This is a genomic window from Micromonospora sp. NBC_00898 (assembly GCF_045207895.1).
Lineage (GTDB): Bacteria > Actinomycetota > Actinomycetes > Mycobacteriales > Micromonosporaceae > Micromonospora.
Genome location: NZ_CP108775.1, coordinates 2,100,265 through 2,119,769 on the forward strand (window position 1 = coordinate 2,100,265; position 19,505 = coordinate 2,119,769).

At 73.8% G+C, this 19,505-nt stretch carries 19 protein-coding genes and 3 pseudogenes; 8 read left to right on the forward strand and 14 right to left on the reverse strand.

The genetic code is table 11. The annotated features are described in order from the left end of the window. The first annotated feature begins 70 nt into the window (after nucleotides 1-70). Entirely contained in the window at nucleotides 71-307 is a 237-nt protein-coding gene (locus tag OG799_RS10260; protein ID WP_406044793.1) for a hypothetical protein, read from the forward strand. Between the two features lie 70 nt (nucleotides 308-377). Next, the gene (locus OG799_RS10265) at nucleotides 378-1,817 is read left to right on the forward strand and encodes an MFS transporter (protein ID WP_406044794.1); all 1,440 of its coding nucleotides are present in this window, start codon (nucleotides 378-380) and stop codon (nucleotides 1,815-1,817) included. A 233-nt stretch (nucleotides 1,818-2,050) separates the two neighbouring features. On the opposite strand, the gene OG799_RS10270 is transcribed toward OG799_RS10265, so the two are convergent. From OG799_RS10270 to rho, 5 genes and pseudogenes are all read right to left on the reverse strand, one after another. Beyond that, nucleotides 2,051-2,638, reverse strand: coding sequence for a hypothetical protein (locus OG799_RS10270; RefSeq protein ID WP_406044795.1), 588 nt, complete (start codon nucleotides 2,636-2,638; stop codon nucleotides 2,051-2,053). Nucleotides 2,639-3,480: 842 nt separating this feature from the next. Beyond that, nucleotides 3,481-4,242 (reverse strand): hypothetical protein, encoded by a 762-nt coding sequence (locus OG799_RS10275; RefSeq protein WP_406046256.1) that lies wholly within the window; start codon nucleotides 4,240-4,242, stop codon nucleotides 3,481-3,483. A gap of 298 nt (nucleotides 4,243-4,540) precedes the next feature. Next, nucleotides 4,541-5,665, reverse strand: coding sequence for a DUF3626 domain-containing protein (locus OG799_RS10280; RefSeq protein ID WP_406044796.1), 1,125 nt, complete (start codon nucleotides 5,663-5,665; stop codon nucleotides 4,541-4,543). 66 nt (nucleotides 5,666-5,731) lie between these two features. Then, nucleotides 5,732-6,202, reverse strand: a complete 471-nt coding sequence (locus tag OG799_RS10285) for a VOC family protein (RefSeq protein ID WP_406044797.1) — start codon at nucleotides 6,200-6,202, stop codon at nucleotides 5,732-5,734. Then, a pseudogene (gene rho, locus OG799_RS10290) lies at nucleotides 6,192-7,355 on the reverse strand (transcription termination factor Rho); the annotation flags it as partial. The pseudogene rho and the gene OG799_RS10285, both read right to left, overlap by 11 nt. A 447-nt stretch (nucleotides 7,356-7,802) precedes the next feature. Here rho and OG799_RS10295 point away from each other — a divergent pair. Together OG799_RS10295 and OG799_RS10300 are read left to right on the forward strand one after the other, a co-directional pair. After that, nucleotides 7,803-8,000 (forward strand): hypothetical protein, encoded by a 198-nt coding sequence (locus OG799_RS10295; RefSeq protein ID WP_406044798.1) that lies wholly within the window; start codon nucleotides 7,803-7,805, stop codon nucleotides 7,998-8,000. A 33-nt stretch (nucleotides 8,001-8,033) separates the two neighbouring features. Next, on the forward strand, nucleotides 8,034-8,849 hold the full coding sequence (locus OG799_RS10300) for an MEDS domain-containing protein (RefSeq protein ID WP_406046257.1): 816 nt from the start codon (nucleotides 8,034-8,036) through the stop codon (nucleotides 8,847-8,849). A 59-nt stretch (nucleotides 8,850-8,908) separates the two neighbouring features. On the opposite strand, the gene OG799_RS10305 is transcribed toward OG799_RS10300, so the two are convergent. From OG799_RS10305 to OG799_RS10320, 4 genes and pseudogenes are all read right to left on the reverse strand, one after another. Then, nucleotides 8,909-9,994: a zinc ribbon domain-containing protein gene (locus OG799_RS10305; protein ID WP_406044799.1), complete on the reverse strand. Its 1,086-nt coding sequence runs from the start codon at nucleotides 9,992-9,994 to the stop codon at nucleotides 8,909-8,911. Between the two features lie 8 nt (nucleotides 9,995-10,002). After that, nucleotides 10,003-10,173 carry a hypothetical protein gene (locus OG799_RS10310; protein ID WP_406044800.1) on the reverse strand — a complete coding sequence of 57 codons (171 nt, stop codon included), beginning with the start codon at nucleotides 10,171-10,173 and terminating at the stop codon, nucleotides 10,003-10,005. Nucleotides 10,174-10,207: 34 nt separating this feature from the next. Continuing rightward, nucleotides 10,208-10,537: pseudogene (locus OG799_RS10315) on the reverse strand (MBL fold metallo-hydrolase); the annotation flags it as partial. Then, nucleotides 10,534-11,622 (reverse strand): S-(hydroxymethyl)mycothiol dehydrogenase, encoded by a 1,089-nt coding sequence (locus OG799_RS10320; RefSeq protein ID WP_406044801.1) that lies wholly within the window; start codon nucleotides 11,620-11,622, stop codon nucleotides 10,534-10,536. The gene OG799_RS10320 and the pseudogene OG799_RS10315, both read right to left, overlap by 4 nt. A 145-nt stretch (nucleotides 11,623-11,767) precedes the next feature. Between OG799_RS10320 and OG799_RS10325 the strand changes: the two genes are divergently transcribed. Further along, complete coding sequence (locus OG799_RS10325) at nucleotides 11,768-12,187, forward strand: hypothetical protein (RefSeq protein WP_406044802.1); 420 nt, start codon at nucleotides 11,768-11,770, stop codon at nucleotides 12,185-12,187. 19 nt (nucleotides 12,188-12,206) lie between these two features. Here the strand turns inward: OG799_RS10325 and OG799_RS10330 are convergent, their stop codons facing one another. The 3 genes from OG799_RS10330 to OG799_RS10340 form a co-directional block, all read right to left on the reverse strand. Further along, nucleotides 12,207-13,499, reverse strand: coding sequence for a nitrate/nitrite transporter (locus OG799_RS10330; protein WP_406044803.1), 1,293 nt, complete (start codon nucleotides 13,497-13,499; stop codon nucleotides 12,207-12,209). Next, nucleotides 13,496-14,158 (reverse strand): GntR family transcriptional regulator, encoded by a 663-nt coding sequence (locus tag OG799_RS10335; protein WP_406044804.1) that lies wholly within the window; start codon nucleotides 14,156-14,158, stop codon nucleotides 13,496-13,498. Before OG799_RS10335 ends, OG799_RS10330 begins: the two co-directional genes overlap by 4 nt. Before the next feature lie 86 nt (nucleotides 14,159-14,244). Then, nucleotides 14,245-15,351 (reverse strand): CapA family protein, encoded by a 1,107-nt coding sequence (locus OG799_RS10340; RefSeq protein WP_406044805.1) that lies wholly within the window; start codon nucleotides 15,349-15,351, stop codon nucleotides 14,245-14,247. Between the two features lie 260 nt (nucleotides 15,352-15,611). On the opposite strand from OG799_RS10340, the pseudogene OG799_RS10345 reads away from it, so the two are divergent. The 3 genes and pseudogenes from OG799_RS10345 to OG799_RS10355 form a co-directional block, all read left to right on the forward strand. Continuing rightward, nucleotides 15,612-15,752 (forward strand): annotated as a pseudogene (locus OG799_RS10345) (glycosyltransferase family 2 protein); the annotation flags it as partial. A 25-nt stretch (nucleotides 15,753-15,777) separates the two neighbouring features. Then, a complete protein-coding gene (locus tag OG799_RS10350; protein WP_406046532.1) occupies nucleotides 15,778-16,428 on the forward strand; it encodes a hypothetical protein in 651 nt (216 codons plus the stop codon). 52 nt (nucleotides 16,429-16,480) lie between these two features. Then, nucleotides 16,481-17,653 (forward strand): low temperature requirement protein A, encoded by a 1,173-nt coding sequence (locus tag OG799_RS10355; RefSeq protein ID WP_406044806.1) that lies wholly within the window; start codon nucleotides 16,481-16,483, stop codon nucleotides 17,651-17,653. 44 nt (nucleotides 17,654-17,697) lie between these two features. Here OG799_RS10355 and OG799_RS10360 read toward each other — a convergent pair whose 3' ends face one another. Both OG799_RS10360 and OG799_RS10365 read right to left on the reverse strand, forming a co-directional pair. Continuing rightward, the gene (locus OG799_RS10360; RefSeq protein ID WP_406044807.1) at nucleotides 17,698-18,552 is read right to left on the reverse strand and encodes an alpha/beta fold hydrolase; all 855 of its coding nucleotides are present in this window, start codon (nucleotides 18,550-18,552) and stop codon (nucleotides 17,698-17,700) included. Continuing rightward, a complete protein-coding gene (locus OG799_RS10365) occupies nucleotides 18,549-19,499 on the reverse strand; it encodes an SDR family NAD(P)-dependent oxidoreductase (RefSeq protein WP_406044808.1) in 951 nt (316 codons plus the stop codon). The genes OG799_RS10360 and OG799_RS10365 overlap by 4 nt, the downstream gene beginning before the upstream one ends. Nucleotides 19,500-19,505: the final 6 nt, after the last annotated feature.

Below are 19,505 nucleotides of genomic sequence, written 5' to 3' on the forward strand. Positions count from 1 at the left end.
GGACACCCGAGGGGTAATCGCCGGGCGCAGGCCGCCCGCGAACCGGGCGGGTCACGCCGAGGAGGAACCTATGCAGCAGGTACAGCTGTCGGAGGTCGAGGAACGGGTTTACCAGGCGGTAACCGCGCTGGAGACCCGGGGACACGTCCCCTACCCCGACCTGATCGCCCAGGAGACCGGAATGAGTGAGGAGGAGCTGAACGCGCCGCTGCACCTGCTCACCCAGAAGGGGCTGCTGCACCGCGAGGACTCGCCGATGGCGGGGCTGGACTTCGGGCCGCGGTGGTGCGCTCGCCAGATGGCGTGACGTCCCGTTTGCCCCTCGAGGGCCCGGGTAGCGATCAGGAATGCGTGATCGACGACCTTCGGGGGGCAGCATGAGCGCGGACCGGTCGTCGGCACCCGCCGACACCGGCGGGTACGACGAGCGCAAGCGCTGGCAGGCGCTCGGCGTCGGCCTGGTCGCCGCCTTCATGACGCTGCTCGACGTCAGCATCGTCAACGTCGCCGTGCCGTCGATGGACCGCGCCCTGCATGCCACGCCGAGCGACCTGCAGTGGGTGCTCTCCGGGTACGCGCTCACCTTCGGTCTGGTGCTGGTGCCCGCCGGACGCTTCGGCGACGCCCGTGGCCGGCGCAACGCGTTCGTGCTCGGGGTGACGCTGTTCACCCTGACCAGCGCGCTCGCCGGGACGGCCCGCTCACCGGAATGGCTGGTCGCCGCCCGGCTGTTGCAGGGCGCCGCCGCCGGCATCGTCAACCCGCAGGTCAGCGGCCTGATCCAACAGCTGTTCCGGGGCGCCGAACGCGGCCGGGCCTTCGGCCTGCTGGGCGCCACCATCGGCATCTCCACCGCGGTCGGGCCGCTGCTCGGCGGGCTGCTCATCCAGCTCGGCGGCGAGGAGCACGGCTGGCGGTGGGTCTTCTTCGTCAACGTGCCGGTCGGCATCGTGGCGGTGCTGCTGGCCTGGCGGCTGCTGCCCACCCGGCCAACCGGCCAGCAGGACCGGCACCGCCTCGACCCGGTCGGCGTGCTGCTGCTCGGCGTCGGAGTCACCCTCGTACTGCTCCCACTCGTGCAACACAGCCAGTGGCACACGCCGTGGAAGTGGGCGCTCATCCCGGCCGGGCTGGCCTTCCTCGTCGGCTTCGGCCTCTGGGAACGCTGGTACGCCCGACACCGGCCGCCGCTGTTCGACCTGCGGCTGTTCGCACTGCGCTCGTACACCCTCGGGGCGCTGATCGCGCTGGTCTACTTCGGCGGGTTCACCGCCATCTTCTTCATCTTCACCCTCTACCTGCAGAACGGGCTCGGCTACAGCGCCCTCATCGCCGGCCTGGCCATCACCCCGTTCGCCCTCGGCTCCGCGGCGGCGTCCGCCCTCGGCGGCCGGGTCGTCACCCGGTACGGCCGGCCGCTGGTCGCCGTCGGCCTGCTCGTCGTGGTGATCGGGCTCGCCGCCACCGTCTGGGTGCTGCGCGGCTCACCATCGGGCTCGGTGCCGCTGCTGACCGCGGTGCCGCTGCTCCTCGCCGGGCTGGGCAGCGGCCTGGTCATCGCCCCGAACCAGACGCTGACCCTGTCCGAGGTGCCGGTGCCGCAGGCGGGCAGCGGAGCGGGCATGCTGCAGACCGGCCAGCGGATCGGCTCCGCAGCCGGCATCGCGGCCGTCGGGTCGCTGTTCTTCTCCTCGCTGGCCGGCAGCCGGGGCGACTGGGCGACGGCCTTCCGGCACTCGCTGCTGCTGGCCACGGGGATCATCACGGTCGCTCTGGTGGCGGCGCTGGTCGACATCGCCGGGGGTCGACGCTCTTGAGGTTTCTCTGGTTGCGGCTTCGTTTGTGGTTGCGGTTGGGGGCTGGGGGCGACCGGCCCCGGCTCCGGGCGGTCAGGCTTGATCCCTACGCCGGGGACGGTCGCCCCCAGCCCCGACCTGCTTGCGGTCCGTCCGACCGTCGCGGTTTTGCTTGGGTACGTGGAAACGCCGCTGGCCGGCACCCCTCGTGTTGGGGGTGCCGGCTAGCGGCGTTAGCTCTTGCTATGCGGGTGTCAGCTGTTCCAGTTGGCGGCGACGAGGTCGGCGGCCTGCTGCTCCCACTGGGCGTAGGCGTCCGGGTAGGCCGACACCTGCACCGTCTGCGCGGCCTCGGTCAGCGGCATGTCCTGCCACCCGTCGACCTGCTTGAGGCCCTTCTCGAACGCCAGGGTCGCGTACTCCGGGTTGGTGATCTGCTCCGGCGTACCCCAACCACTGGACGGGCGCTGCTGGAACAGGCCCAGCGAGTCGTGGTCGTTGGCGTCACCCAGATGACCCAGGTTCTCCAACTTCGACTCCTGCAGCGACGTGGCGATCGAGATCACCGCGGCCCGCTCCGGCAGACCCGCCTTCTTCGTGGCGGCGATGATCGCCTTCGCGTTGCCGGTCTGCTCGTCGTTCAGGGTGATCTTCGACTGCGCGCCCTGCACACCGTGCGGGATCAGCGTGCCCATGTCCGGCTTGTCGGCCTGCACCGCCACCGCGACCGGCTTGCCATCAACCGGGGCGGCCGCGTGAGCGGCGACCGGACCGGCGAACACGCCACCGGTGAAGGCCAGACCAGCAATACCGAGAACGCTCTTCCGCATGATCGTGTTCATGATGAAGCTCCATTCGGGGGTCGGCACACACACCGGCGGGGGCCGGGACATGCGCAAGCACCGTCAGGCGCTCAGGAAGTACAAGGGGAAAGTCTTTGTCCGGCGAGAGCCGCGGGGCGGGGGCCTCTTCGCGGCGCCGGGACCATGTGTAACGACCGCCGGCCCACCATCATTCCCGGGGCCCGTCCGGCCCGTCGAGCGGACCAGGTACTCGGTCGTACGGGAAATGTAACGACCCGACCCCCGCCACGATTCCGGCCCCGGGATGCCACCGGTCACACCCCGAAACCCGACATCCGACCCCAGACCACTCGAGCCAGGGCGGGGGCGGACGGACAGCCGGCACGAGATGCGCGACCTGGCGGTATCCGCGCCCGCCGGACACCGCCACATGGAGTCGATCAGGGGTGCCCGGAGAGTTGACACCGCCACACCGACGCCCCGGAGGCGATCGGGTCAGCCACAGCGCGGACATCGCCACCTCGGGCGCTCGGGGTCGATCACGTCGCGCAGTGCACGCACATCGCCACCTCGGCCACCCGGGACCCGGGGGGTCGATCACCCCGGCGGCCATCAACACCGGGGCCCGGGGGGGGCCGGCGCAGCGTCGTACCCGTGGAAAGAGCCGGCGCGGGCGGGCGGACCTTGACCAGGTCAGGGGTGTGGCCCGCCGTGACCGGCGCAGGGATCAAGCCTGACCGCCCGGAGCCGGGCACGGCGGGCCACACCCCCACCGCAATCCGGAGCCGGACTGCAAACGGGCGGGCGCCGCAGCCCAGCCACAAAGGAAAACCGGCCGGCCCCCGGGAGAGGGGACCGGCCGGTCGACGGAAGAGCTCAGCTCACCAGAGCTGCTGGACGATGTCCGCCGCCTGCTCCTCCCACTGCGCGTAGGCGTAGGGGAAGGCGGACACCTGGACGGTCTGCGCTGCGGCGGTCAGCGGCAACTGCTGCCAGCCACCGACGTTCTTCAGCGCGTTGAAGAACGCCTTGGCGGAGTAGTCCGGGTCGGTGACCTGCTCGGGCGAGCCCCAACCGGACGACGGGCGCTGCTGGAACAGGCCCTCCGAGTCGTGGTCGTTGTAATCGCCGAGGTGGCCGAGGTTGTACAGCTTCGACTCCTGCAGCGAGGTGGCCACGCCGATGACGGCGCCCCGCTCGCCCACGCCGGTCTCCTTGGCCGCCTTGACGATGGCCTTGGCGTTGGTGAGCTGCGCGTCGTCGAGCGGGATGCGCGATTGGGCGCCCTCGACGCCGTGCGGGATGAGCTTGTCCCGGCTCGGCTTGTCGGAGGCCGGCTGGTTGACCTTGTCGGCGCCGGTGGTGAGCCCGGACTCGACGGTTTCGGTCTTCTTGCCCGTTGCCAGGTCGATGGCGGCCACTGCGCCCTCGTGGGGTCCGCTGGTCACCGGCGCGGCGACGGCCGTCGGGCCGAACGCCAGGGCACCGATGGCGGCCACGCCCGCGACGCTCAGTGCGGCCTTGCTCTGCGGGATCTTCGCGATCCTGCGCTGCGTTGCCTCCGCGATGGCGGGAAGCCGTCGCGAGAGGTCCTGTGTGGTCTTGGCGATGGTGGGGTGCCATCGAGTGAAGTGCTGCTTCACGATGGTTGCCCTTTCGATCGTCACGACGCGCTCCGGGGTGAGCGCCCCTCGGGGGAACTACCGGCCGGTAGGTGTTTGCGGTCCGGCGCTACGGGGGACACAACCAGCTTCGCGTGTCGGTCATTCCGGATATGCGCCGCGCGGCAGCGGCTGCGACCCAGGTCACCAGGGGTATCGGACAGTCGGCCAGGAAGGGTTTCCGGCGGCACGAGAAGCACTTACCGGACACGCCGGTCCGGACCCCCGCCTTACCGGACCCGCCGCAGCGGGTCGGCCGGGCCTTCCGCTGAGCGGGACGTCAGCGGCTGGCGGGCGTACCGAACCAGACCAGGACGTGCCAGAGCTGCTTGAGGTGCTGGAGGGTGACCTCCGTCGGACCGCGGTCCGCCCAGCGCCCGGGCTCCGTCACCACCGAGGCCGCCGCGCGGCCGATCAGGGCGGCGTGCACCGGCTCCCCCGGCCGGGCGAACTCCGCGTGCACGCGGGCGGCCAGCGGTGGGATGGCCGGTCCCCGGAAATCCGGGTCGATCCCGTCCACCGGCAACTCGAAGCCGGTGTGCCAGAGCAGCGGGCAGGCGTGCCGCCGGGCGATGCCCGCCAAAGTCCGTCCCGCGTCGGTGTCCCGGAACGACGGATCGGCCACCAGCGCCTCCACGTCCCGCTCCAGGCTCAGCTCGCCGTGGATCTGCGCCTCCACGTAGTCGTCGAGCGCCCGCCCCGGAGGGCCGGGCCGCTCGGACTCCCGCTCCCGGCGGCGCACCAGCGTCCGCAGCAGGGTGGCCGTGTCCATGCCCGCCACTCCGAGGCTGACCCCGGTCCCGGCGGTGGCCTCCAACAGCGCCGCGAGCACCGGCTCGACGACGTCGACGGTGCCCAGATCCTTCGGGCCGAGGTGGCTGTCGCCGAAGCAGAGGGTGGCCCGGCCGAGGACCTCGGGGCGCAGCCGCAGGTGGCAGGAGCCGAACCGGGGGGAGGCGCCGTCCGGGTGGTCGAGCAGATTCAGGCCGCCGTACTTGGGGCGGTCGGCGGGGCGTACGTCGCCGTGCTGGTAGGCCCCGCCGAACAGGGTCTCCTCCCAACGGTCCCGGTCCCCGCCGGGGAAGGCGGTCAGGCCGCCGTTGGAGATGCCCGTCTCGAACTGGCTGCGGTAGACGCCCTCCTCGTCCAGGGCGGTCGCCACCGCGCGGCCGTCCCGCAGCAGGCGGTCCGGGTGGAAGTTGAGCGTCAGCCGGCCGTGCGCGGCGACCGCGGCGATCACCTCCTCCGGCCGGTACGCGGCGCCGGAACCGGCCAGGTGCCGGGCGATGACGGCGAGCGCGGCCGGCCGGTCCCGCAGGGCGACCTGCCGAACGTGCCGCAGCGCGGCCGTCTGCGCCGGCGTGAGCGCGCGGGAGTCGGCCTGGGCGGCACGGGGGACGGACACGGGCCGAGTATCGACAACACTCCTGCCGCGGGCAACCCGGTTCCGGCCGCCCGGCTCGGCGAGCGGTCAGCCGTCGCGGTCGACGCCGAAGCCGTCGAGCGCGGTCCGCTCGTCCCGCGTACGCAGCTCCTGGAAGACGGTGATGTGCAGACCCGCCGGGGCGTCGAGCCGGGCGTTGAGCGACTGCCACGGGGTGACCGTGGGCGGGGCCACCTCGGCGGCGCCCGCCGCGACCAGCCGGTCGGTGACGGCCGGGGCGTCGTCCACCTCGAACGCGACCCGGATCCGCGGGGCGACCTGGCGGCCGACCTCCACCTCGTCGATCATCCGCTTCTGCGCCGGGTTGGCGATTTCCAGCGTGGCCCGGCCCGCCTCCAGGATCACCACCCGGGCGCCGTCCCCGCCGGAGAACGCGGCCTGTTCGGGCAGGCCGAGGGCGTCACGGAAGAAGGCGACCGCGGCGTCGTAGTCGTCGGCCTCGACGACCAGACGCAGCTGGCGGACGGTGGGCGGACGATCGGCTGGATCATCGGTCATGCGACCTGATGTTAGCCCGGGTCGGCGGGTCCAGCCGGGCGAGGAAGCGGTGGTTGTCCGGCGTGCCGGCGAGCTGACGGAGGAGCTGGTCGAGCGCCTGGTGCCGGTCCAGTGCGGACAGTGCGGAGCGCAGGCCACGCAACCGGTGCAGCTCGGCGCCCGTGGCGAGCAGTTCCTCCCGGCGCGTGCCGGAGGGTCGGATGTCGACGGCCGGGAAGGCACGCCGGTCGGCCAGCGACCGGTCCAGCCGCAGCTCGGCGTTGCCGGTGCTCTTGAACTCCTCGTAGATCAGCGTGTCGGCCGCGGACCCGGTCTCCACCAGGGCCGACGCGATCACGGTCAGCGAGCCGCCCTCCTCGACGTTGCGGGCCGCGGCGAGCAGCCGCTTCGGTGGGTTGAGCGCGGCCACGTCGACGCCGCCGGAGAGCGTACGCCCGCCGGAGCGGACGGCCAGGTTGTAGGCGCGGCCCAGCCGGGTCAGCGAGTCGAGCAGCACGACGACGTCGTGACCCAGCTCGACCAGGCGCTTCGCCCGCTCGATCGCCAGCTCCGCCACCGTGGTGTGGTCCTGCGGCGGACGGTCGAACGTGGCCGCGATGACCTCGCCCTTCACCGACCGAGACATGTCGGTGACCTCTTCCGGCCGCTCGTCGACCAGCACCACCATCAGGTGGCACTCCGGGTTGTTGCGGGTGATCGCGTTCGCGATCGCCTGCAGCACCATCGTCTTACCCGCCTTCGGCGGCGAGACGATCAGCGCCCGCTGGCCCTTGCCGATCGGCATGACCAGGTCGATCACCCGGGTGGTCAGGATGTGCGGCTCAGTCTCCAGCCGCAGCCGCTCCTGCGGGTACAGCGGAGTCAGCTTGTAGAACTCCGGCCGCCGCCGCGCCTCCTCCGGCTCCATCCCGTTGACGGTGTCCAGCCGCGCCAGCGCTGGGTGCCGCCCCCGGTGCGGCGCGCCGGGGCGTACCGCGCCGGTGACCAGGTCGCCGCGGCGCAGGCCGTAGGTCCTGAGCTGGGACGCCGAGACGTGGAGGTCGCCCGCGGAGGGCAGGTAGCCCTCGACCCGGACGTAGGCGTGGTCGCCGTCGGTGTCGACGATGCCGCTGACCGGGGTCAGGGCGGTGGATTCGGTGGTCATCGGGTGCCTTTCGGATGAGGTGACCGCTGCCGCCGACGTCGGATCGACCGGCGACGGTGGGGCGGGCGTACCGGGAAAGAGACGGCCAGGCGGTGCGGCGGACCGCGGCGGCCGGGCGGCGCGGCGAAGGGACGCGCGGCGCGGCGGAGGCGTCGAGCGCGTCCGATGCCAGCGAGAGGACGTGTGTCCGCCGGCGGCGGGATGGTCCGGCCGGAACGGCGGAGTCCCCGCGGCAGTGTGGCGCGGGACTCGTGAATCGACACCCCGCGACGGTCGTGGACCGGGCGGTGTGGGTGAGAAGGACTCCGGGCGGCGTCGTCCGCCGGCATCCGGGTCCCTTCGCAGGGTAACCGGGCGCGCCCCTCGTCGGCAAGCAGGTGGCCGGAGCGCGGCCCGTTGGGTCGACACCGGGGCCGGCGTTACAGTGCGGGGCGCGCGGACCGGAAGGCGATGACAGTGACTGCAACCGCCGTGGTCGACCGGGTCCACCTCGGAGACCACGTCTGCTGGGCGCACGACGACGAGCGCGCGGCACTCGAGGCCGTCACGCGCTTCACCGCCACCGGGCTCCGGCTCGGCCACAAGGTCATCTGCTTCACCGACACGGTCACCCCCCGGGCGCTGCGGACCCGTGGCTGGCCGTCGAGCCGATGATCGAATCCCTCGCCGGCGAGATCACCCGGACCCATCGGGAGGGCTTACTCCGGGCTCCGGTTGGCCGGCGACATGGGCTGGATCCTGCGCACCGGCACCGGCCTGGACGAGCTGAGCCGCTACGAGGCGCAGGTCAACCGGTTGTTCCTCGACCGGCGGGTGGCCGGCATGTGCCTCTACGACCGGCGGCTCTTCGCGCCCGAGCAGCTGCGCACGGTGGCCGCCGCGCATCCGGCCACCGTCGGGCCGTACGCCGAGCGGGGCTGGGCCCCACTGCTGTGGGCGTACCGGACGGCCGACCCGCCGTGCCCGTACGACGCGGCCCGGCTCGACCCGGTGGTGCTCGCGGAGGCCCGCTGCACCCACCCGGTGCTGGTTGACCGGGCCGGGCGGCGGCCCAGCGCGGGCTACGCCCCGGCGGACGTGGTCGCCCGGCACAACAAGCCGCTGCCCGTTCCGGACGAGCAGGTCGCCACGTTCCGGTACGACCTGGAGACGTTGCCGCGGGTACGCCGGTTCGTCGCGGACCACGCGGCGGGCGCCGGCCTGGACGCCGAACGGATCGCCGACCTGCAGATCGCAGTGACCGAGTTGGCGACCAACAGCGTGGCGCACGCCGGTGGCGCCGGGACCCTGCAGGTGTGGCTGACCGGAACGCACCTGGTCTGCGAGATCCACGACGACGGCTGGCTCGCCGACCCGCTCGCCGGCCGGCTGGCCCCGGCGCACGACGGCATCGGCGGGCGCGGCCGCGTCATCGTGTACGCCCTGTGCGACCTGGTTCGGGTGCACACCACCGCCGCCGGCACGACCGTGCGGCTGTACATGCTGAGAGAGGCCCTGGCGTGAACGACGACGGATACGCGCTGCGCCCGGTCGGGCGGGTGGAGTCGAGCGTCTCTGGTTTCCTATGTGATCCTCAGCGGGGCGGACATCGTGCCTGTACCGCCGTCCTGGTGGGTGATGGGGGTGGCGTGTACGTGGCGGTGGAAGCCGCGGCCGAGGATTGCCCCGCGGACCCGGTGGGGGTGTCGCCGGGCGGTGGTGGGAACCGTGTGCGGCACCTGGCGGACCGGCCCTGGCGGGTTGGTCTCCTGGGGTGTCCGTCCCGCCGGACGCTTGCCGCCAGTTCCCGGTGGGGGTTCTGTCGGGGCGGGAACCTGCCGTCGCGAGGGCAGCAGGCGTGAGGTTTTGGCACCTGTAGGTCGGGTCTGCTTGCGGGTGGGTGCGGTCTTGCGTCGGTCCCGCACCGGCCTGGTCGTCGCGGCTGGGGTTGGTCGACGCGCCCGGCGCCGCACGGGTGTGTCGGTGGCTGCGTGGATCGCGGCCTGGCCGCTACGGTCGGGGCGGGTTTTGGTCTGGTTGGCCAGGCCCCGGGCGGCGATGCGTTGCGCGGCGGCGTGGTCGCGGTCCAGTGACAGGCCACACGAGCAAATCGCCCACCGGTACCCGGCCACGCACCGGTCCGGCGTCTTGACGTGCGTGACCGCGCCGCCGCAGCGGGGACAGCCCGACGACGTGCCACGCGCCGGAACAGTCACGACTGCGATACCGGCTTGCGCGGCGAGGTGAGCGACGGCGGTGAACACCGTGCCGCGTACCGCACCGGACAGTCGCCGGTTGAGGCTGCGTGACCGGCCACCCGCCTCGAGCGTCGCGAGGTTCTCGACGTAGACGACGGTGGCGCCGACCCCGGTCGCGTGGTCGACCAGCCACCGCGCCGCCGACCAGGCAACCGCGTGGTTGAGATGCCGGATCCGGGCGCACACCGCCGCATGCTCGGCCTCCAAGCAGGCTAGCTTGCCGGCCAGGGCCGCCTCGGCGGGGGCGTCGGCGGGCCGGCCGTCCCGCAGCCGGGACAGGTGGTCGGCTTTGGTGTTGAGGTGTTCGCGGTGGCGGCGTAGTCGCACCAGTTTCGCCGACACGCCGGTCGCGTCGAACCGCAACGGACGCCCGTCCACGACGACGGAGCCGCCCTGGTCGAGGTCGGCCACGGTGGCGGTCAGCAGGTGTTCACCCCCCAGTCGACACCAAGCCCACGCGTGTGCCCGTCCACCGGCGGCGGGGTGTGCGGGGCCTGCCAGGGCAGGTCGACACGAACTCTGCCGTCGCGGGGCCGCACCGTCGGGCTGCACACCTTCACCCCGGCGGGCACGCTCGCCGGCAGCGCCACGTCGAAGGCATGCCAAACCCAGTCACGGTAGGAGGCCGTCTGCCAGCTCGCCGTCGGGTGGGGTGTCCGGGTGGACCAGGTCCCAGAGCACCCGGTCGGCGGGGTGCAGCAGCACGGGAGCGCCGGTGGCCCGGGCCAGCTCCGGACCCACGCGTACGTGGTCGTCGTGGGCGTGGGTGGCCAGCACGGCGACCACCCGGCGGTCGCCGACGACCCGCAGGACGGCCGCCACGTCGTGCGGGGCGTCGACGACCACGCACTCGCCGTCGTCACCGACCACCCAGACGTTGTTGTCGACGTCGAAGGTCTGCCCGTCGAGGGAGAAGGTGCCGGAGGTGACGGTGTGGTCGACGCGGACGGTCACGGGAAGACCACCACCGAGCGGAGCACGTCGCCGTGGTGCATCCGGGTGAACGCCTCCTCGACCTGGTCCAGGGCGATCTCCTCGGTGACGAAGGCGTCGAGGTCGAGGCGGCCCTGCTTGTACAGCTCGGTGAGCATCGGGAAGTCCCGGCTGGGCAGGCAGTCGCCGTACCAGCTGGACTTGAGGGCGCCGCCCCGGCCGAAGACGTCCAGCAGCGGCAGGTCGATCTTCATCTCCGGGGTGGGCACCCCGACCAGCACCACCGTGCCGGCCAGGTCGCGGGCGTAGAAGGCCTGCTTCCAGGTTTCCGGGCGGCCCACCGCGTCGATCACCACGTCGACGCCGAAGCCACCCGTGGCGGCTCGGATCGCCTCGACCGGGTCGTCCTCGGAGGCGTTGACGGTGTGCGTGGCGCCGAACCTGCGGGCCCAGTCGAGCTTGCGGGAGTCGGTGTCCACCGCGATGATCGTCGTCGCGCCAGCGAGGGCGGCGCCCGCCACCGCGGCGTCGCCGACGCCGCCGCAGCCGATCACCGCGACGGAGTCGCCCCGGGTGACCTGGCCGGTGTTCATCGCCGCGCCGAGGCCCGCCATCACCCCGCACCCGAGCAGGCCCACCGCGGCCGGCCGGGCCGCCGGGTCGACCTTGGTGCACTGCCCGGCGTGGACGAGGGTCTTCTCGGCGAAGGCGCCGATGCCGAGCGCGGGCGACAGCTCGGTGCCGTCGGTGAGGGTCATCTTCCGGGCGGCGTTGTGGGTGTTGAAGCAGTACCAGGGGCGACCCCGGCGGCAGGCCCGGCACACCCCGCAGACCGCGCGCCAGTTGAGCACCACGAAGTCGCCGGGGGCCACCCCGGTGACCCCCTCCCCCACCTGCTCGACGACGCCGGCCGCCTCGTGGCCGAGCAGGAACGGGTAGTCGTCGTTGATGCCGCCCTGGCGGTAGTGCAGGTCGGTGTGGCAGACCCCGCAGGACTGGACCTTCACCACCGCCTCGCCCGGCCCCGGGTCCGGCACCACGATCGTGGTGACCTCCACCGGCGCGCCCTTGCGCCGCGACACGACTCCCCGGACTTCCTGGCTCACGGTCTTCTCCTGCCTGCGCGGGTGATCACGCCTCCCCGCGAACCTACCGCCCGGCGCCACCGTCGGCTCAGCGCCGTTCGGCGGGTTAGCACCGCCCGTACCGGGTAGGCCGGGGCACGGTTCTCCGGCACCGACGGGAGTGGTCATGAGGCTGACGCATGCGCCGCTGCGGTTCAGCATCGGCGCGTTTTTTCTGAACTCCGGGCTCAGCAAGCGCACCCTGGAGGGCGAGGCCGCCGAGGCGATGCACGGCATGGCCGTGGGGGCGGTCCCACAGCTCCGGCAGCTGGACGCCGCCCGATTCGCCAAGCTGCTGTCCCGCAGCGAGATCGCCCTGGGGGCCGCGCTGATCGCCCCGTTCGCGCCGTCGTTCCTGGTCGGGCTGGGGCTGACCGCGTTCGGCGCTGGGCTGGTGCAGCTCTACCTGAAGACGCCGGGGCTGCGCGAGCCGCACAGCCTGAGGCCCACGCAGGCGGGCATCCCCCTCGCCAAGGATTTCTGGCTGGTCGGCGCGGGGCTCACCCTGGTGCTGGACTCGCTCACTCACCGGCGCCTCCCTCGCTGACCGGGCCGGCCACGGCCGGTCAGGCGCCCGCCACGGCCGGGACCGGCGAGGTCGCGCGTTCGGCGGCGTACCGGCGGCGGGCGGCGTTGCGGTAGCGCAGCACCTGTGCCGCGCCGAGGCCCCAGAGCAGGTACTGCACGGCGAAGGCCCAGCGGAACGCGTCCAGCGGCGGGGTGGACCGCCCGGCCGGGGTGGCCAGGTCGAGGGCCACGCCGACGGCCAGGATCAGCAGGATCGAGGCCACGAATCCGCCCACGTTGACGATCCCGGTGGCGCTGCCGATGCGGTGCACCGGGTTGAACGTGCGCGCGTAGTCGAAGCCGATGACCGAGCCGGGCCCGTTCACCGCGAGGACGACCACCAGGGTCACCAGCAGCCAGTGCGGCGCCCGTCCCGGCCAGGCGAGCACCACGGCCCAGACGGCGGCGGTGGTCGCGGTGATGGCGAAGACCACGACCGAGCGCCGGAACGGGTGCCGGGCGCACAGGTGCGCGATGACCGGACCGCAGACCAGCGTCGCGACGGTCATCAGGGTGAGCAGCGAGGCGGCGGTGGTGGGCGAGAGGCCCTGGCCCTGCACCAGGAACGGGTAGCCCCAGAGCAGCGCGAAGACCGAGCCGGAGAACTGGGTGACGAAGTGGGTCCAGAGGCCCAGGCGGGTGCCCGGCTGGGCCCAGGCCGCGGCGAGCTGCCGGCGTACGGTGGCCAGGTCCGGGGCGGCGGCCGCGGTGTGCTCGGCGTGCGGCGTGTCGCGTACCGCCACGAGCACCAGCAGCAGCGCGGTCACGCCGAGCGCTGCCGCGGTGAGGAAGGCGGGGGTCCAGCCGGCGTGGTGCAGCAGCGCCACCAGGGGTACGGCGCCGAGGACCGCGCCGAGCTGCCCGACGGTGCCGGTGAGCTGCACCAGCAGCGGGTTGCGCCGCCCGGGGAACCAGAACGCCACGATCCGCAGCACACTGATGAAGGTCATCGCGTCGCCGAGGCCGACCAGGACCCGGGCGGCGACGGCGAGCCGGACGTCGGTGGCGACGGCGAAGCAGAGCTGCCCGGCCACCATCAGCGCCCCACCGGTGAGCAGCAGGCGGCGGGAGCCGAACCGGTCGAGCAGCACCCCCACGGGAACCTGCATGGCCGCATACACGGCGAGCTGGGCGACGGAGAAGATGGCCAGCGCCGAGGCGTTGATGTGGAAGCGGTCGGCCGCGTCCACCCCGGTCACGCCGAGTGAGCTGCGGTGGAACACCGCGGCCACGTACGCGGTGAGCGCGACCGCGTAGACCAGGACGGCGGACCGGCGTGGAGCGCCGGTCATCGCAGGGTCCGGAACACGGTCGCGGCGTTGTCGATGTGCGCGCCCACCGCGTCCAGCCAGGCCTGCGGGTCCTCGCCGTCCAAGGCGGCGAGCTGGCCGGCGTGCTCGGTGAGGGCCACCTCGGCCCAGCCGGGCGAGAGCCGGAAGCTGGCCTCGCCCATGCGCAGCTGCCGGTCGCGCAGCCGGTGGTAAAGCTCGGCGAGGATCTCGTTGCCGGCGGCCTCGACGACGGTGGCGTGGAAGGCCCGGTCGGCGGCCATCAGCGCGGTCACGTCGCCGGCGGCGTGCGCCCGGCGCATCTCGGTGAGCCAGCGGGCCAGGTCGGCCTTCAGCTCGGCGCGGCGCGGCCAGACCCGCTCCGCGGCGTGCAGCTCGACCAGCCGGCGGGCCTCGATGACGTCGGCGATCTCGCGGGCGGAGACCGGCCGGATCAGCGCGCCGCGCTTGGGGTAGAGGGCGACGAGCCCTTCCGCCTCCAGGCGGAGCAGCGCCTCCCGGACCGGGGTGCGGGAGACGCCGGCCGCCTCGGCGATCTCCCCCTCGCTGATCAGCGAACCACCCGGATGGACCTGCTCCAGGATCGCGCGCTTGAGATACCGGTAGGCCCGCTCGGCGGCGGACGGCGCGACGGCGCGCGGCGAGGCCGTGGGATGCGTCATGTATCTATGATGCGTCCCGGCTCCGCCGGAGCGTCGTGCCGGGCCCGCCGAAGGTGGCCCACGCCACGCGCCGCCTGGTCAGTCGGTCAGTCGGTTCGCAGCGTGACGAGGCCGTCGTCGCCGAGGACGAACCGGGTCCGGTACGGCGCGCCGAGCCCGTCCAGCAGGTCCGCCAGCCAGCGGGCCTCCTCCGGTGCCGCCGGCTCCAGCCGCATGCGGCGCATCCGCACCGGGACGAGCCGCAGCCGGCGCAGCTCACCGGTGCCGGCGTCCAGCGTGGCCAGGTGCAGCAGCCGCAGCTCCGGCCGGTACGACTCCTGCCCGCCGATCCCCTCGTAGTCGTCGATCAGATCGCCGCAGCCGTACAGGGCGAGCCGGCCCCGGTACCGCTCGACCGGGCGGGGGTGGTGCGACGAGTGCCCGTGGACCAGGTGCACCCCGGACTCCACGAGCCGGTGCGCGAACTGCACGTGCTCGTCCGGCACCTGGTAGCCCCAGTTCGACCCCCAGTGCACGGAGACCACCACCAGGTCCCCCGGCCCCGCCTCCCGGCCGATCCGGTCGGCGAGCGCCCCGGCCGTCGCCTCGGACACCTCCGGCAGGTACGCCACGCCCGGTCGCCCGCCGGTCGCCGCCCACTGCGGCGGGATGCCGCTGGAGGGGGCGCCCACCGACCAGACCAGCAGCCGGCCGCCGCCGTCGAGCGGCACCCGCGCCGGCCGCCACGCCTCGTCCTCGTCCCGGCCCGCGCCGGCCGGCGTGATCCCGGCCCGCCGCAGGCCGTCCAGGGTGTCGGTGAGCCCCTCCGGCCCGAAGTCGAGGACGTGGTTGTTGGCCAGCGCGCAGACGTCGAGGCTGGCCGCGGTGAGGCAGCCGAGGTTGTCCGGGTGCATCCGGTAGTGGATGCCCTTGCCCGGGGCGTACTCACCGCGCCCGGTCACCGCCGTCTCCAGGTTGACGATCCGCACGTCCGGGCGCAGTTCGTCGAGGAGGCGCAGCGCCGCACCCCACGGCCACTCCGGCGGGACCGGGCGCGGGACCGGACCGGCGACGGACTCGGCCAGCTCGACGTAGCGCCGGGCGTCGGTGACCAGCTCTTCCCGCAGCGCGGGCGGGCCCGGGCGGGGCAGGATCTGGTCGACGCCGCGACCGGTCATCACGTCGCCGGCGAGCAGCAGGGTCACCTCGGCCACGCCGGCCGTCTTCCCCGCCAGGGCGGGCTCCGCACCTGCTCGGACCCGCCGAATCGGGCCGAGGCCGACTGAGGGTCGGCGTCGCCGGGTACCTGGGCCGCCAGGACACCGGACCCGACGATCGTCGTCGGCCAGCCGCAACCGGCGGGACCAGCTCCTGGCACTGCTGGCCCGGCACACCGCGCCGGTGATCGTGGTGGACAACGGGTCGGACGACGGCACGCCGGCCCGCCGTCGCACGGGCCTTTCCCCACGTCCGGGTGGTCGGGCTGGGCCGCAACGCCGGGGCCGGGGCGGCCCGCAACGTGGGCGTGGCGCTGGCCGACACCCCGTTCGTGGTGTTCGCCGACGACGACTCGTACTGGGCGCCCGGATCGCTGGAGCGGGCCGCGGAGCTGCTGTCGCGCCCTCCCCCGGACCGCGCTGTTGACCAGGCGGGGGCTGGTCGGCCGGGAGGACCGGCTCGACCCGATCTCCGCGGCGATGGCCCAGGCCCCGCTCGGCACCGCCCCGGACGCGCCCGACCCGACCGTGCTCGGCTTCCTGACCTGCGCGGTGGTGCTGCGCCCCGCCGCGTACCGGCAGGTCGGCGGCTTCGCCGAACGGCTCGGGATGTACGGCGAGGAGGCGCTGCTGGCGATGAACCTGGCCGCCGCCGGTTGGCGTCTGGCGTACGTCCCGGAGCTGGTGGCCCACCACCTCCCGGCGCCGACGGGCCGGGACCCCCGCGCCCCGGCGGCGGATCGAGGCGCCCAACCGGGTGCTCACCGCCGCAATGCGCCGGCCCGGCCGGGTGGTGCGCGCGATGGTCGCCGAGGCCTGGCGCGACCCGGACGGCCGGGCCGGGCTGGCCGACGCGGCCCGGCAGCTGGGCCGGGTGCTGCGGCACCGGCACCCGCTGCCGGCGCGGGTGGAGGCGGACCTGACCGCGCTGGCCCGCACCGGTCCCGCCCAGCGCACCACGGGGCGGCGCGAGGATCAGTTGGCCCGCGGAGGCCCGCCCCACCACCCGGTGGGGAGTCGCTCGCCCCCAAGGCGAGGATCCACAGCACCCACCGCAAACCCGGTGAACGTTAGTGGACACCGCACTATCGTGTGGGCGCAACGGCCTGCGGCGAGGAGCTGTCTCGTGACCACCGGCACCACACACGTCCGCTCCTGGTACCAACCGATGCGGGCGCGCCGGCCCGACGAGGAGCACCGGGTCGCCACGCCGTTGGAGCTCTTTTTCGACCTCTGCTTCGTGGTGGCGGTGGCCCAGGCGTCCGGCAGCCTGCACCACGACCTGGCGGAGGGCCACCTCGGGCACGCCGTCACCAGCTACCTGATGGTGTTCTTCGCGATCTGGTGGGCCTGGATGAACTTCACCTGGTTCGCCTCGGCCTACGACACCGACGACGACGTCTACCGACTCACCATCCTGGTGCAGATCGCCGGGGCGCTGATCCTCGCCGCCGGCGTGCCACGGGCGTTCACCGACGCGGACTTCACCACCATCACCTACGGCTACGTGGTGATGCGGCTGGCCGCGGTCGTCAACTGGCTGCGCGCGGCGGCTGGCGACCCGGAGGGGCGGGCGACCGCAACGGCCTACGCGGTCGGTGTCTTCGTCGTGCAGCTCGGTTGGCTGCTGCGGCTCACCCTGCCGGACGGCTGGGGCCTGCCGGCGTACCTGGTGCTGGCGCTCGCCGACGTGCTCGTGCCGGTGGTGTCCGAGCGGCTCGGGAAGACCAGCTGGCACCCGCACCACATCGCCGAGCGATACCAGCTGTTCACCCTGATCGTGCTCGGTGAGGCGATCCTCGCCATCTCGGTGGCGATCCAGAGCGGGGTGGACGCCGGGAACCCGGAGCTGTGGTGGCTCGCCGCGGCCGGAGCGGTGATCGTCTTCGCGCTCTGGTGGCTCTACTTCGACCGGCCGGGCCAGCTACCACCCGGCTCCCTGCGCGGCGCGCTGTTCTGGGGCTACGGCCACTACCTGATCTTCGCGGCGATCGCCGCGGTGGGCGCCGGCCTGGCGGTCGCGGTCGACCACGACCTGCACGAGGCTCACGTCTCCGGCCGGACCGCCGGGTACGCCGTGGCGGTGCCCGTCGCGGTGTACCTGCTCGCCCTCTGGGCCCTGCACCTGCCCTGGAAGCGGGGTCTCGGCCTGGTGCTGTTCCCGGTCGCGGCCGTGTTGGCCCTGATCACGCCGTGGCTGCCCGCGCCGGTACCGGTGCTCGCCGGCCTGCTGTTCGTGCTGGTGGCGGTGACGCTCGTGCTGCGGCACCACGGGGCGGCCGACGGCACCACCGCCTGACCGGGGCTGGCCGACTCGCACGGCGGTGCCCTGCCGTGAGCGGGTCAGAGCCGGTCGACGTCGGTCCAGAAGTCGCGGAGCAGCGCGTGGAACTCCTCGGCCCGCTCGATCTGCGGCATGTGCCCGGTGTCGGGGAACAGGTGCGTCCGCGCCCGGGGCAGCCGGGACCGGGCGGCGGCCAGGTGGGTGGCGGGGAGGATCAGGTCCCGGTCGCCCCAGACCACCAGCGTGGGGAGGTCCAGCGCGGCGACCGCGTCGAGCAGCTCAGCCCGCCACTGTGGGCGGACACCCCGCCAGGTGCCGAGACTGCGGACCAGCTCCAGCATCACCCGGGCGGCATGCGGCTGGTGGGCCACCGCGAGTGCGGTCGCCACCCGCTCCTCGGTGGCGTACGCCGGGTCGCGGAAGATCGCCAGCTCGGTGCGGCGGGCGACGGCCGGGTGGGGGCGCAGCAGCAGCCGGCCGAGCGGGCGCAGGGCGAGCAGCCGCAGCGCGACGGTCACCTCCCGGCCGAACCCGGCACTGTTGACCAGCGCCAGGCTGGCCGCCCGGGACGGCTCGTCGGCGGCGAGCCGCATCGCCACCGCCCCGCCGAGGGAGTTGCCGACCAGGTGCGCCGGCCGGTCGACCCCGGCCGCGTCGAGGAACTCCGCGACGGCGGCGGCGAGCGCCGGCAGGGTGTGCGGGGCGTCCAACGGCGCGGAGCCGCCGTGGCCGGGCAGGTCGACGCTGACCACCCGGTGGTCGGCGGCGAGCAGCTCGTGCTGGCCGGTGAAGTCGTCGAGGGTGCGCCCGATGCCGTGCAGCAGCACCACGGCCGGGCCGCTGCCGGAGATGCGGCAGCGGATCCGCCGCCCGGCCACCGTCAGCTCGTCGGCGGGCGGGAGGGAGACCGTCACGCCGGCTGCCCGGGGGTGGCCTCGGAGGTCAGCGGGTCGACCGCCGGGCGGGGCGTGGGCACCGAATCCGCCGCCGGGGCGGACTCCAGCCGGGACGTCGACCGGGCCGCCGGGCCGCCCGCACCCCGGTTGAGGCCGGCGGCGAGGACCCGGTGGTACGAGGCGGGGGCGAGCCGGGCCAACAGGTCGGGCAGCTTCGCCGACCAGCCGATCAGCACCCGCCCGCGGCGGCGTTGCACCCCGCGCAGGATCACCTCGGCGGCCTTCGCCGGGTCGATGGAGAGCAACTTCTCGAACTGTTGGCGGCCGGTTTCGTACTCCTCCCGGGAGACGCCGCTGCCCACCCGGGCGCTCTGCGCGATCCGGGTCCGGATGCCGCCGGGGTGCACGGAGGTCACCCCGACGCCGTCGTCGGCCAGCTCGTGCCGCAGCGCCTCGGTGAAGCCACGGACGGCGAACTTGCTGGCCGAGTAGGCGGCCTGCCCGGCGGGCGCGATCAGCCCGAACAGGCTGGAGACGTTGACCAGGTGGGCGCCCGGCTCGGCCTTGAGCGCGGGCAGCAGCGTGTGGGTAAGCCGGACCACGGCCCCGAAGTTGATGTCCACGACCCAGAGGAACTCCTCCAGGGTGACCTGGTCGAACCGGCCGCCCAGGGCGACGCCGGCGTTGTTGACCAGCAGCCGGATCCGCGGGTGCGCCCGGCGGATCTCGGCGGCCACCGCGTCGGTCGCGTCGGCCTCGGCGAGGTCGACCAGGTGGGTGTCGATCCGCCGGTCGGGGTGGGCGGCGCGGATCGCGGCGACCACCGCGTCGAGCCGTTCGGCGTCCCGGTCGAGCAGGACCAGGTCGGCGCCGCGCCGGGCGAGGGCGTGCGCCAGTGCCTCGCCGATGCCGCTGGCGGCGCCGGTGACCACCGCGGTGCCGCCGGGGAAGACGAAGTCACGCATGGGTGC